Origin of the sequence: Shinella yambaruensis (genome assembly GCF_022899355.1) — a bacterium.
Classification (GTDB): domain Bacteria; phylum Pseudomonadota; class Alphaproteobacteria; order Rhizobiales; family Rhizobiaceae; genus Shinella; species Shinella yambaruensis.
This window is the reverse complement of record NZ_JALJCK010000009.1, coordinates 279016-291931: the sequence shown is the minus strand read 5'-3', so window position 1 is coordinate 291931 and position 12916 is coordinate 279016. Positions and strand designations below refer to the sequence as shown.

Below are 12916 nucleotides of genomic sequence, written 5' to 3'. Positions count from 1 at the left end.
TTCAGGTCATGCATGCCGATATCGTCGACCTTCGTGAATTCTACCACTCGCCGCTCGGGCGCCTCGCCGACCATTCGATCGCCATGGCGCTCGCCTCGCTCTGGGCGCGCCTGCCGGACGAGCGGCTGGTCGGGCTCGGTTATGCCGTGCCCTACCTGGAACGGTTCCGCGCCGATACCGAGCGCACCTTCGCCTTCATGCCGGCCGGCCAGGGCGCGGTGAACTGGCCGCCGGGCGAGCTCTCCTCCACGGCCCTTGTCTTCGACGAGGAACTGCCGCTGCCGGATGCCTCGGTCGATCGCGTGCTGATGGTGCATTCGCTGGAATTTGCGGAGAACCCGCGCGAGACGATGAAGGAGCTCTGGCGCGTGCTGGCCCCGGGCGGGCGGCTCGTCATCGTCGTGCCGAACCGGCGCGGCGTCTGGGCACGCATGGAGCATACGCCCTTCGGCTCCGGCCGGCCCTATTCGCGCGGCCAGCTGACCGCGCTGTTGCGCGAGACCAACTTCACGCCCGGCGCCTCGGCCGAAGCGCTGTTCTTCCCGCCCTCCAAGCTGCGCAGCGTGCAGAAACTGCGCGGCGCCTTCGAGCGTCTGGGGCGCATGCTCTGGCCGATGTTCTCCGGCGTCATCATCGTGGAGGCGCAGAAGCGGCTCTATCAGGGCCTGCCCGTCGCCGCCCGCGCCTCGCGCCGCGTCTTCGTACCTGTACTCGCCCCGCAGGGCGTGCCGACGACGCGCGAGCGCGCGCCGCGCTGATCCCCTCGACAAATGCCGGCCCGCCCGCTAGAGCGGGCCCAAGCGGAAACGAAGGGCGAAGGGCATGACGGACGGACATTTCGACAAGATCGCACTGATCGGCATCGGCCTCATCGGCTCCTCCATCGCCCGCGCCGTCAAGGCGAAGGGCCTTGCCAGGACCGTCACCATTTCCAGCCGCAGCCAGGAGACGCTCGACCGCGCCCGCGAACTCGAGCTCGGCACCGACTACGTCCATGACGCCGGCACGGCCGTGGAAGGCGCCGACCTCGTCATCGTCTCGGTGCCCGTTGGCGCCTCCGGCAAGGTGGCGGAGGACATCGCCCCGCACCTGAAGCCCGGCGCCATCGTCACCGACGTCGGCTCCACCAAAACCTCGGTCGTCGCGCAGATGCTGCCGCACATGCCGAAGACCGTGCATTTCATCCCCGGCCACCCGCTGGCGGGCACCGAGCATTCCGGCCCGGACGCCGGCTTCGCCGAACTGTTCCAGAACCGCTGGTGCATCCTCACCCCCGTGCACGGCACGGACAAGGAGGCCAAGCGCAGGCTCGCCGCCTTCTGGGAGGCGCTCGGCTCCAAGGTCGACGAGATGGACACGGAGCACCACGACAAGGTGCTCGCCATCGTCTCGCACCTGCCGCATATCATCGCCTACAACATCGTCGGCACGGCGGACGATCTCGAAACCGTGACGGAATCCGAGGTAATCAAATATTCCGCCTCGGGCTTCCGCGATTTCACCCGCCTCGCCGCCTCGGACCCGACCATGTGGCGGGACGTCTGCCTGCACAACAAGGACGCGATCCTCGAAATGCTGGCGCGCTTTTCCGAGGACCTCGCCTATCTGCAGCGCGCCATCCGCTGGGGCGATGGCGAGAAGCTCTTCGACCTTTTCACCCGCACTCGCGCCATCCGCCGCTCGATCATCGATGCGGGCCAGGACACGTCCGCGCCGAATTTCGGCCGACCGGTCGCCGACAAGAAGAGCTGAGATCAGATCGGCGGGATGAACGCGATCGGGAAGAGGCCGAGATAGACCGTCCCGTCCTGCACATTGAGCTTCACCACCGCCCGGTCGCCGCCCTTCGACAGGCCTTCGACCACCTGCGCGACCTGCGCCGCCGTCTCCGCGATCTCCGGAAACGCCTCGGAGATCCGGTCGCGCCAGACCGTGATGCCGGCGATGTCGAGATCGAGCGTGCCCGAGAGGTAGCCGTCGTCACCCACCTTGAGCGGGCCGGAAAGGGTCGCCACCTTGCCGTCGCCGAGGTCGAGCGACAGGCGGCGCAGCTCCATGTTTGCGCCGAGCGGCGCGCCGGCCGGCGGGCCTTCGGCGGAGATCCATGTCGCGGCATCGGCGATCGTCATGTCGGCCGTGACGTCAAGCGGCGGCAGCACCCGGTCGCCAAGATCGAGCGAGAGCGCATCGAAGGAGGCGGCGACATCGAGCGCCCCACCGGATTGACGGATATGCTTTTCACCATGGGCAGCGGTCACGCCGAGCGAAACGGCCTCGGAGGGCACGTTGAGCCGGCCCTTCAGCCCGTCATAGGCGACCGAGGCACGGTCGAGCCCGTTCGTCCAGGCGGTGCCGCTTGCCCGCAGAAGATCCCAGTCGGCATCGAAGACGAGATCGGGCGTCACGCGCACCTGCGCCGGCCCGTCGAGTTCGGCGACCGCATGGCCCGGGCGATAGACCTGCGCGGCCGAGCGGAGCGCCCCGAAGCTCGCCGACAGGCCCGTCGGGCGGTCGTCGATGCCGACCGCATCGCAGAAGAGGCCGATGCGGAACGGGAAGCCGCGAACGGAAAGATTGCTGCACGAGGCCGAATGCATGCCCTGCGCGGATGCGGAGAGCTGCCGGTCCAGCGTGTCCTTCAGCCAGCTTGCGGCATAGAACCATCCGCCCGTATAGAGCGCGGCGACGAGAACGACGGCAACGGCGAGCCGGACGAGTTTGCGCGTGACGCCGGACGTGCCGGCGCGGCTTGACGATGCCATGTTGTTCTCCAATGGTGGCGGACATGATTTGCCCGCAAGCGCGTCAAAGCCGGCAATTGCGGCGGCTTTTTGAGAGATGGTCCAGGTGACGGTGGATATGAACGAATTCTGGGTTTTTGGCTACGGTTCGCTGATGTGGAATCCGGGCTTCGAATTCGAGGAACAGCAGCCGGCCCATCTCTTCGGCTTCCGCCGTTCGCTCTGCGTGCGCTCCTGGGTCCATCGCGGCACGGAGGCCAGACCCGGCCTCGTGCTGGGCCTCGATCGCGGCGGCTCCTGCCGCGGCGTCGCCTTCCGCATCGCACCCGCAAGCCGGGAGGCGGTGGTCGATTACCTGCGCGAGCGGGAACTGGTGACCCATGTCTACAAGGAGCGCACGCTTGCCGCGACGCTCGGCGACGGCCGCCGCGTCTCGACGCTCGCCTATATCTGCGACCGCGCCCACCACCAGTTCGCCGGCGCGCTCTCCGTCGAGGAGGCGGCCGCGACCGTCAGTTCCGCCGTCGGCAAGTCGGGCCACAATATCGACTATGTGCGCAACACGCTGGTGCATCTGCGCGAAATGGGCATCCGCGACCATTGGCTGGAGGATGTCGGTCGCACCGCGGAAAACCTCCACGCACGAAGCTCCGCCTGATCAGGCGGCGTGTGCCTTCAGCTCCGCCAGACGCCGCTCGGCCGTCGGCGGCAAAGGCAGGTTCGGGTTCGCCGCCGCGGTTTCCACCAGCAGCCGGTCGCTCGCCGTCTCCATCACCTCGACGAGATGGGCGAGGAAGGCGTCCGGATCCATGCCCGGCTCGATCGCCGGCAGGATGCGCACCTTGAAGTGCCCTGGATAGCGGATGAACTTGCGCCGCGGCCAGAACAGGCCCGGATGCATGACGACCGGCACGACCGGCACCTGGAGATCGCGATAGAGGCGGGCGATGCCGTACTTGTATTCCGGCGTCGCGCCCGGCGGGCGACGCGTGCCTTCCGGATAGATGATGAGCTGGCGGCCGGAATTCATCTCCGCCTTGGTGCGCTGCATGACGGCGGCCATGACCTTGCCGCGCGCGCTGCGATCGACCGGCACCATGCGTTGCTTCTTCAGATACCAGCCGAAGAGCGGGATCCAGGTGAGTTCACGCTTGAGGATATAGAAGGGATCGTCCAGCCAGGGCAGCAATGCATAGGCATCCCAGAAGGACTGGTGCTTCGGCGCGAAGATGTAGCCGCCCTTCGGGATGTTCTCCAGCCCTTCGATCTCGAAGGTCGTGCCGACGATCGTCTCGAAGAGCCAGTGATTGCTCCTCACCCAGTTCTTGGCGATGCCGTAGGCCTTCTTGCGCGGCAGCAGGAAATAGGCCGGCGTCATGACGATCATCTGCACGATGAGGTTCAGGTAGAAGAGGGTATTGAAGAGCACGGAACGGAAAGCGATCATCAGGCAGCCTGTCAGCGGGACGCGTTTCTTCGCCCTACACGATATTCAAAAGCGTGTCGCGCAAAAGTGTGCACGGTTTTGCACTGACGGGATGCGGAAAAACAAGGGCCTGAAAGGAGGCTTCCGCCATAGCGATCAGCCGCCGGAAAGGCCCGCCATGTCGCCGCGCAGTCCGGACCAGCTGCGCGCGCCGGCAAAGGCGCGGATATGCGCGAGGCTATACTTGAGATATTCCGACAGCATCGCCTTCATCACGCCCGGCTGGCGCAGCCAGTTGCCGTTCTTCAGGTCCGAATTGACGACGGGATAGGCGATGAACTCGGTCCTGGGATCGATGACCTTCAGCTCCAGCAGGCTGCGCGGCATGTGGTAGTTGTTGGTGACGACGAGCACGCGGCGGAACTGGTGGTCGCTGATCCAGCGCGCCGTCTCGTTGGCATTGCCGATCGTGTCGACCGCTTCGTACCCCATGTCGACGCAGCATTCGAACAGCGTAGACGAGCTCTGCGTGAGCTTGCGGATCTGGTTGCCGCTCGTCGCGGGGTTGACGCCCGAGATCAGCAGCCGCTCGCCGGCGCCCTGCTTGAGAAGGTCGATGGCCCGGTCGATGCGCTGGTAGCCGCCGGTCAGCACCACGATGGCATCGGCCTTCGGGTCGCTCGGCGTTTCGAGCGCGGCGACGGTTTCGGCGAAATAGAGGAAGCCGCCCGTGCCCGCCACGGCAGCGAGCAGGAGGAGCGCGAGAACCACGCGCACGGCGAGACGGACGGGGCCTTTGCGTCGCCGTCCCGCCCCGTCAGACCGGGCGCCGTGCGGCAGACCCGGTTTTGCCCGTTCAAGCGCGTTCATGATTCCGTCCATAGAACGGGATTGCGGCAACCGATAGTCCGTTTTACGGCGAGCGCCCGTCCGGTCCGCGTCATGGGTCGGGCAACTGGTCGGTGCGTGAAGGGTCGGAGCGGATCTGGTCGATTTCGTGGATGGTCCGCATCACGGTGAAACGGGCCGTCAGCGTCGTCAGCAGCGCGATCACGACGATCGTGCCGGCAATGCCGAGATAACCCGTGACCCCCATGGAGAAGGTGCCGAACAGCGCCGTCGCCTGGTCGCTCTGCGGCGTCGCGATGGAGCGCCCCTGCCAGAAGCCAGCGACGGCGAAGAACAGCGCCGCCAGCAGCCCGCCGGCAAGCGAGCCCTTCAGGCTGATCTTCAGGAAATGCTTCTGGAATTCGGAAGCGACGAAGCTCGCCTCGGCGCCGACGAAATGCAGCACCTCGACGATATGCCGGTTGCCGGAAAGCGCGCCGCGCGTCGCGAAGATGACGGTCAGCACCATGGCGGAGAAGACGAGCACCAGCACGCCCGTGCCGATGAAGGCCGTCGTGCGCGCCATGGCGACGAGACGGTCGACCCAGGTGCGGTGGTCGTCGAGGAAGGCCGTCGGGATCTTCTCCGCCAGCGCGGCCCGCATCGCCGTGAAATCCGGCGGGTTCTGCTCGTCGATGGTGACGATGACGAGGCGCGGCACCGGCAGTTCGTCGATGTTCAGCCCCTCGCCGAGCCAGGGTTCGAGCAGCCGTGCCGTTGCCGTCTTGTCGACGATCGTGCCGTCGCGCGTGCCGGAGAAGGTGAGGGCAAGGTCGCGCGCGTCCGTGAGCGCCTTCTCCATATCGAGATCGTCGTCCGGCTTGATCTGGATGGTGATCTCGCGGGAGATCTGGCTCTGCCAGCTCGCCGCCGTCGCCCGCACCATGCTGACCGCGCCGAAGGTGAGGCAGGCGAGGAAGGCCATGATGGCGATGACGAGCATCAGCGCATTGCCGGAAACATTCGCCGGCGGCACGATGGGCGCCGTCGGGCGCACCTTCATTTCCGGCCGGCGGGCGGGCTGGGCCTCCTGGGCGGTCTCGCGGGGCGCGTCAGTCATAGATGTCGAGCCGCCCTTGCGAGAGGATCATGCGCCGCGCCTCCACCTGGTCCATCAGCGACAGATCGTGCGTGGCGATCACCACGGCGGTGCCGAGCCGGTTCAGTTCGAGGAAGAGGCTGAGCAGCCGGCGTGCCATCGGCGGGTCGACATTGCCGGTCGGCTCGTCGGCGAGCAGCAGTTCCGGCCGGTCGATGAGGGCGCGGGCAATGGCCGCACGCTGCTTCTCCCCGCCCGACAGCACCGGCGGCAACACGTTGATTCGTTCCCCGAGCCCGACCCATTTCAGAAGTTCGAGCACGTCGGCACGATAGCTCGCTTCCTCCTTGCCGCGCACGCGCAGCGGCAGGGCGACGTTCTCATAGGTCGTCAGGTGATCGAGCAGGCGGAAATCCTGGAAGACGATGCCGATGCGCCGGCGCAGCATCGGCAGCTCGTCGCGCGGGATGGTCGAGATCTCGCGGTCGAAGGTGCGGATGATGCCGCGCGTCGGCTGCAGGGAGAGGAAGAGCAGGCGCAGCAACGTCGTCTTGCCGGCGCCGGACGGCCCGGTCAGGAACTGGAAGGAGCGGTGCGGAATATCGAAGGTCAGGTCGCGGAGGATTTCCGGGCCCATTCCATAGCGCAGTCCGACATTCTCGAAGTGAATCAATGATCAATCCGGTTCTAAAGGCGGGTTACCTTGCCTGCCGAAGCAGGTCCGCTGGCGAGGTCGCACAGGAAAGCGGCTCTTTCACGGTCGGGTTTCCGAAGCATTAACCAGTATGGTTTACGTTTCGTAAGGATTTCATTCAATGCCCGACTTTTCGCCCATGATTTTGCGCGGAAAGGGCGCTGGCGAAGCGGGGAGGTTGCGATGAACGCCTTCAGAGCAAGACGCGAGGCGAAGGGCCGGATCGACCTTCTGCCGCCGGAGCCGAAGACGCCGGCCCGCCGGAATGCAAAGCCGTTCCCGGCGCGCCTCGAAGTGGTCGATGCCGATTTCGTCGTCATCCGCAGCACCGCCGCCCGCACGTCGAACGACAATCACCGCCCTGCGCGGCCCACGCCAGCCGACATGCCGCCGCGCCACCTGCTGCTTCGCGTCGCCGCAGCCGGCGGCCGGCTGTGCGAGGCAGGCTTGCAGCGCCTCCCGGGCCGCGCCTTTGCCGGTCTCGTCACGGCGGCCTTCATCTTCGTCTTCGCCTATGCCGGCGGACTTTCCGCCCTCAGGGCGGCGCTTCCCGCAAGCACGCCGGGCGGCGCGCTGCGCATTGCCGATGTCATCACGACGGTCGACGACCGCAACGGCATGAAGGTGCTCGCCGTCTATGGCCGCCTCACCAATGGCGGTAACACCATCGCCGCCGTGCCGCCGGTCGACATCGTCTTCGAGCGCATGGGCAAGGCGATCCACCACCGCCTCTCGCTCGAAACCGCAAAGCTCGCGCCGGGCGCCAGTGAGACCTTCGCGTTGCGCATTCCGCACAATGGCGGAAAAGTGCCGAAAGTCTCGGTTTCGCTCGCCGCCGAGGGTGCACCCGCCCCCTGACTGTGCTAAGCGGCTCCTCTGTTTCCCGCAATTCCGCACGCAAGACCGCGGGATTTTGCCGGATTTGCCCACGACCAAGGAGCCGCCTCGCGATGCAGATTGTCCGCGGAAAGAAGATCGAAACGCTCTACGACGCCGCTACGATCGCCAAGCGCAATGAAGAACTGGCGGCCGAGATCGCCAGCGGCCCGACGAAGGACCTCCTCGTCATCGCCGTGCTCAAGGGCTCGTTCATCTTCGCAGCCGACCTCACCCGCGCCCTTCATGCGGCCGGCCTTGCCCCCGAAGTCGAGTTCATCACGCTGTCGAGCTACGGCGCCGGCACCGTCTCGCAGGGCGTGAAGGTCATCAAGGACATCGACAGCGACGTGCATGGCCGCGATATCCTGCTGATCGACGACATCCTCGAATCCGGCCGCACGCTCAGCTTCGCCAAGGAGCTGATGTATGAGCGCGGCGCCCGCAACGTCACGATCGCCGTGCTGCTCGACAAGCGCGAGAAGCGCAAGACCGATCTGGAAGCCGACTATGTCGGCTTCGAATGCCCGGATCATTTCGTCGTCGGCTACGGCATGGACGTCGCCTATGCCTTCCGCGAACTGCCCTTCGTCGGCGTCGTAACGGGCGACGCGGACGCTTGACGCCGGCCTGACTGCAGATTCCCCCATCGGTCGTTTACCGATCGACAAGGAAAGTCTGGTCTTTTCGTTCGCGGAGCGGCACCGGAGAATCGGCCTGCCGCTCGGCCTTCTGTTCCGCCGCCCAGACAGCGGCGGCCTGGAGCAGGGCCGGATGAACGGACCGAAAGGGGAACCGATGGCCAAGATCCTGATCACCGAGGACGAGGATTCGCTCCGCACCTTCGTGGCGCGGGCGCTGCGCATGGACGGCCACGAGACCGTCGAGGCGCCGGACGGTGCCGCAGGGCTCGACGCCCTGACTGAGGGCGGCTTCGATCTCCTCCTGTCCGACATCCGCATGCCCGTGATGGACGGCATCGAGCTCGCCCACAAGGCGTCCGCCGCCCATCCGGCGCTGAAGATCCTGCTGATGACCGGTTATGCCGAGCAACGCGAGCGGGCCGACGACCTTGCCTCGAAGATCGTCGACGTGGTGAGCAAGCCCTTCAGCCTGCCGGACATCCGCCGCGCCGTGGCGACGGCGCTCGCGGCCTGACGCGCTTCAGCGGATTCCGAGCAGCCGCTCCAGGTAATCCCGTTCAAAACCGGGCGCTGCCCCGGTGCCGAGGCGACGGCGGATCTCCTCCAGGATTTCACGCGCCCGCTGGATGTCGATCTCTTCCGGAACCTTGGTCGGCCCGCCGAAATCCGGGCCCTGCCCGTTGAGGGTGCGCTCGCGGCCCAGCGGATCGCGGCCGTTGCGGCCCGCCTGCGGGATGCCTTCGCCCGGTCCCTGGCCCTGTCCCTGCCCCATCATGGCCTGCATCTGGCTCATCATGTTCTGCGCGCCCTGGCGCAGCGCCTCCAGCGCGCGGCCCTGGCTGCCGACGGCCGATTCGCCCTGGCCCTCGCCGAGCGCTTCCGAAGCGCCCTTCATCTCGCGGCCGGCCTGGCCAAAACCTTCGCCGGGCTCCAGCCCCATGCCCTTCAGCGCTTCCTGAATCTCGCCGAGCTGCTTGCCCAGTGTGTCCTGCTGCTCCTGCAGCTTCTTCAGCGCCTCACGCAACTGTTCGGCCGTCATCTGGTCGGTCGGCTGCTGGCCGGCGCCGTTGTCGCCCGGCCGCTGCTCGCCCTCCTCGCCCGGCATCGGATCGCCGCGCTGCTGGCGGTCACGCAGCGCCTGGTCGAACTGGAAGGTCTGCTCCATCAGCTTCTGCTGCTGCTGCATCAGCTGGCCGAGCTTGTCCATCTGCTGGCGCATCGCGTCGTTCTGCTGGCCTTGCTGGCCCTGCTGCGGCCGGCCGGCCTGCAGGTTGTTCATCATGCGCTGCAGCTCGGAGAGCATCTGCTGGGCCTGGTCACGCGCGCCGGAACGGGCCAGATTCTCGATCTGGTCCATCATGCGCTGCAAATCCTGCTGGCGCAGGATCTGGCCCTGCTGCTGGGCATTCTGCTGCATCTGGCCGTTCTTGGCCGCCTGGCGCGCAAGCTCCTCCATATAGGCCTGCATCGCCTCGCGCAGTTCCTTCATGAGCGCGGCGATCTCCTCGTCGGAGGCGTTGCGCTCCAGCGCCTCGGAGAGCGCCTTCTGCGCCTCGCGCAGCCGGCGGTCGGCCAGCGACAGGTTGCCGTCCTCGATGCCGAGGGCGATTTCCCAGAGATAGTCCGCCGTCTCACGCATCTGGTCGTCCGTGCGGGAGAGCTTCATGCGCGCATTGGCCGATTGCAGCAGCAGGTAATGCGTGAGGTTGGGGATCGTCTCTTCCGGCCGGATCGTCAGCGCCTCGTTGAGCGCGATCGCGTGCGGCAGCTGGTTGGCATCGAGCGCGAAGACCTGCCGCTGTTCGGCGACGGCCGCGGCGAGCGGCTCGAAGAAGGTCTTGGCCGGCAGGATCATCTCGACCGGCTGGCTGCGCCCCTCCTGCCCGGCGGCATCCTTGGCGACGAGCGTGATCTTCACGCGCTTACCGGAGAGCGGGTGTTCGGACAGGTTGCGGCTCGTCGTGCCCTTGGCGTCGCGCGCGGCGCGGCGGGGCAGGTCGAGCCTATACTCCGGCAACGGATAGAGCGGACGCGCATCCTTCGGCTTTTCGACCGGCACGATCTCCGCATGGGCCTCCTGGATCCCGTAATCGTCCTTGGCGATGAAGCTGATCTCCAGCGCCGAGGCGACGGTCTTCTTCGGGATGCCGTCGAAGGCGATTTCCGGCACGCGGTCCGGAATGACCGCAAAGGTCCAGGTCTGGCCGGCAACCGAGAGCGTGCCGTCCTTCAGGATCTTGTAGCGCATGGTCCTGGCGTCATTGGCGGCCGCCACCGGCACCTTCGCCTCGGCCTTCGAAGCCTCGGCTTTTTCATCCTTCGGCTTTTCCGCCTCGGGGAGGATGGCCGTGGCCGCGGTTTCGCCGGTTACCTGATAGCTCACCGCCTCGTCGCCGCCACCGCCGGTGACGCGCACGGTCAGTTCGCTGAATTGCGGAATGCGGATCTCGCCCCTGGCGGCCTCACCCGGCTGACCCTGCGGGCTGCCGGTCAGGAAGATGGGCGCGCGCGACGTGTGCGCCGGCGGCGTCACCCAGGCGTCGATGCGCACGTCCGGCGCGGTTTCGGCGGGGGCACGGACGGTAACCACATCGGCCAGAAGGCCGCCGCGGTTGGAATAGGAGAAGGCAAAGGCGATGGCGACGAGGAGCAGCGGCACCGCACGCAGGGCATGGCGGTCGTGACGGGCGATATCGGGCTCCGGCGCCCCGGTCCTCAGCGTGCCGATCATCCGCGCCATGCGGGCCTGGTGTTCACGCCACAGCGCCTCGGCAAAGGCATCGCCGCCGGACGGCCGGTCGTCCTGCACCCGGATCGCCTGGTGGGCGAGCGCATTGCGCGCCTCCAGCATGCGATAGGCCTTGTCGGTCGACGGCCAGACGATGCCGCGCAGGCGGATGAGCAGGCCGACGAGGCCGAGCGCGAAGGCGGCGAGCGTCGCAAGATGCAGCCAGGCCGGCACATGGCGGAAATAGCCGAACCAGGTGAGCGCCAGGAAAGCTGCGACGAGAAGCAGGATCGGCAGCACCCGCGGGGCGAGCGCTTCCAGATAGAGGATGGCCTGGGCGGCAAGGCGTTTTCCCGCGAGCCGGCGGGCCACCGGGCTGCCGGTCGCCTCCTTCCCGCGCTGTCCTTGCGTGTCAATCGCCATCGGTCGCCGCTCTCCGCTGCAGGTTGTCACCACCAAAAGATAACATGCTTTGTGGCGAAGACGAGGGCACGCGCAAAATCGTGATCGCGCAGGCGGCCGGTTTTAGCGCTTCCGAAGGTCAGGCGAGCCAGTCCGGCACCGAATCGAGGCCGATCAGGTCGTCATAGCTCTGCCGCGGCCGCACGACATGGAACGCGGCCCCGTTGACCAGCACCTCCGGCACCAGCAGGCGGCTGTTATAGGTGCCGGCCTGCACGGCGCCATAGGCACCGGCGGAACCGACGGCGATCAGGTCGCCGGGCTTCGGCTGCGCCATTTCGCGGTCCTGCGCCAGATAGTCGCCGGTCTCGCAGACCGGGCCCACCACATCCGCCCGGATGCGCGGCGCGCTGGCGGCGGAGATGACGACCGGCTGGATCTCGTGCCAGGCCTCGTAGAGCGTCGGGCGGATGAGATCGTTCATGGCCGCATCGACGATGACGAAGGTCTTCTCGCCGCCGTCCTTCACATAGATGACCTCGGTGACGAGGATGCCGGCATTGCCGACGATCAGCCGGCCGGGCTCGGTGACGATCTTGCAGTTCAGACCCTGGAGCTGGTTCTTGACGATCTCGGCATAGGCGTCCGGCAGCGGCGGCGGCGCATTGTCCGTCTTGTAGGGGATACCGAGGCCGCCGCCGACATCGACGTGATCGATCGTATGGCCGTCGGCGCGCAGCGTATCGACGAGTTCGCGCAAGAGCTTGAAGGCGTCCTCGAAGGGTTGCAGCTCGGTGATCTGGCTGCCGATATGCATGTCGATACCGGTCACCTTGATGCCCGGCAGGCCGGCGGCGCGGGCATAGACGGCGCGGGCGCGCTCCCAGGAAATGCCGAACTTGTTTTCCTTCTTGCCCGTCGAGATCTTGGCGTGCGTGCGGGCATCGACGTCCGGATTGATGCGGAAGGAGACATGCGCCACCTTGCCGGCCTTCACGGCGCGGGCGTTCAACACCTCCAGCTCCGGCTCGGATTCGACGTTGAAGCAGTAGATGCCGGCCTCGAGGCCAAGGTCCATCTCGCGCGGCGTCTTGCCGACGCCGGAGAACATGATGCGCGAGGCGGGGACGCCGGCGGCCAGCGCCCGGCGCAGTTCGCCTTCCGAGACCACGTCGATGCCGGCGCCGAGCCGGGCGAGCGTCTTCAGCACCGCCTGGTTCGAATTCGCCTTCATGGCATAGCACACCATGGCATCGACGCCGTCGAAGGCCTTGGCGAAGACCTTGTAGTGGCGCTCCAGCGTGGCCGTCGAATAGACGTAGAAGGGCGTGCCGACCGCCTTGGCGATTTCCGGAACGGGCACGTCCTCCGCATGGAGGATGCCGTCGCGATGCTCGAAATGGTTCACAGGTCTCGTCCGTTAAACAAGGGCAATTCCGGCAAAACCGTGCAGCGGCTTTGCGTTCGGGAGGACATCA

At 66.7% G+C, this 12916-nt stretch carries 13 protein-coding genes; 6 read left to right on the top strand and 7 right to left on the bottom strand.

What is annotated here, in order from left to right; genetic code table 11:
• The first annotated feature begins 8 nt into the window (after window positions 1–8).
• Both MUU56_RS21935 and MUU56_RS21930 read left to right on the top strand, forming a co-directional pair.
• A complete protein-coding gene (locus tag MUU56_RS21935) occupies window positions 9–758 on the top strand; it encodes a class I SAM-dependent methyltransferase (protein ID WP_244769399.1) in 750 nt (249 codons plus the stop codon).
• 64 nt (window positions 759–822) lie between these two features.
• Entirely contained in the window at window positions 823–1752 is a 930-nt protein-coding gene (locus tag MUU56_RS21930; RefSeq protein WP_244769398.1) for a prephenate/arogenate dehydrogenase family protein, read from the top strand.
• A gap of 2 nt (window positions 1753–1754) precedes the next feature.
• On the opposite strand, the gene MUU56_RS21925 is transcribed toward MUU56_RS21930, so the two are convergent.
• A complete protein-coding gene (locus MUU56_RS21925; protein WP_244769397.1) occupies window positions 1755–2762 on the bottom strand; it encodes a DUF2125 domain-containing protein in 1008 nt (335 codons plus the stop codon).
• Between the two features lie 85 nt (window positions 2763–2847).
• Here MUU56_RS21925 and MUU56_RS21920 point away from each other — a divergent pair, with 85 nt between their 5' ends.
• Window positions 2848–3399 carry a gamma-glutamylcyclotransferase gene (locus MUU56_RS21920; protein ID WP_244769396.1) on the top strand — a complete coding sequence of 184 codons (552 nt, stop codon included), beginning with the start codon at window positions 2848–2850 and terminating at the stop codon, window positions 3397–3399.
• Here MUU56_RS21920 and MUU56_RS21915 read toward each other — a convergent pair whose 3' ends face one another.
• From MUU56_RS21915 to ftsE, 4 genes are all read right to left on the bottom strand, one after another.
• Entirely contained in the window at window positions 3400–4188 is a 789-nt protein-coding gene (locus tag MUU56_RS21915; protein ID WP_244769395.1) for a lysophospholipid acyltransferase family protein, read from the bottom strand. It lies immediately after the preceding gene.
• 135 nt (window positions 4189–4323) lie between these two features.
• Complete coding sequence (locus MUU56_RS21910) at window positions 4324–5037, bottom strand: YdcF family protein (protein WP_244769394.1); 714 nt, start codon at window positions 5035–5037, stop codon at window positions 4324–4326.
• Window positions 5038–5107: 70 nt separating this feature from the next.
• On the bottom strand, window positions 5108–6115 hold the full coding sequence (locus MUU56_RS21905; RefSeq protein WP_244769393.1) for a cell division protein FtsX: 1008 nt from the start codon (window positions 6113–6115) through the stop codon (window positions 5108–5110).
• Entirely contained in the window at window positions 6108–6767 is a 660-nt protein-coding gene (gene ftsE, locus MUU56_RS21900) for a cell division ATP-binding protein FtsE (RefSeq protein ID WP_244769392.1), read from the bottom strand. Before ftsE ends, MUU56_RS21905 begins: the two co-directional genes overlap by 8 nt.
• A gap of 204 nt (window positions 6768–6971) precedes the next feature.
• Here ftsE and MUU56_RS21895 point away from each other — a divergent pair, with 204 nt between their 5' ends.
• The 3 genes from MUU56_RS21895 to MUU56_RS21885 all read left to right on the top strand — a co-directional run bounded on the left by MUU56_RS21895 (window position 6972) and on the right by MUU56_RS21885 (window position 8822).
• Entirely contained in the window at window positions 6972–7646 is a 675-nt protein-coding gene (locus MUU56_RS21895; protein ID WP_244769391.1) for a hypothetical protein, read from the top strand.
• A gap of 92 nt (window positions 7647–7738) precedes the next feature.
• The gene (hpt, locus tag MUU56_RS21890) at window positions 7739–8287 is read left to right on the top strand and encodes a hypoxanthine phosphoribosyltransferase (RefSeq protein ID WP_244769390.1); all 549 of its coding nucleotides are present in this window, start codon (window positions 7739–7741) and stop codon (window positions 8285–8287) included.
• A gap of 175 nt (window positions 8288–8462) precedes the next feature.
• Window positions 8463–8822 (top strand): response regulator, encoded by a 360-nt coding sequence (locus MUU56_RS21885; protein ID WP_064331584.1) that lies wholly within the window; start codon window positions 8463–8465, stop codon window positions 8820–8822.
• Between the two features lie 6 nt (window positions 8823–8828).
• Here MUU56_RS21885 and MUU56_RS21880 read toward each other — a convergent pair whose 3' ends face one another.
• Together MUU56_RS21880 and lysA are read right to left on the bottom strand one after the other, a co-directional pair.
• Entirely contained in the window at window positions 8829–11459 is a 2631-nt protein-coding gene (locus MUU56_RS21880; RefSeq protein WP_244769389.1) for a TIGR02302 family protein, read from the bottom strand.
• Between the two features lie 118 nt (window positions 11460–11577).
• On the bottom strand, window positions 11578–12846 hold the full coding sequence (gene lysA, locus MUU56_RS21875; RefSeq protein WP_244769388.1) for a diaminopimelate decarboxylase: 1269 nt from the start codon (window positions 12844–12846) through the stop codon (window positions 11578–11580).
• Window positions 12847–12916: the final 70 nt, after the last annotated feature.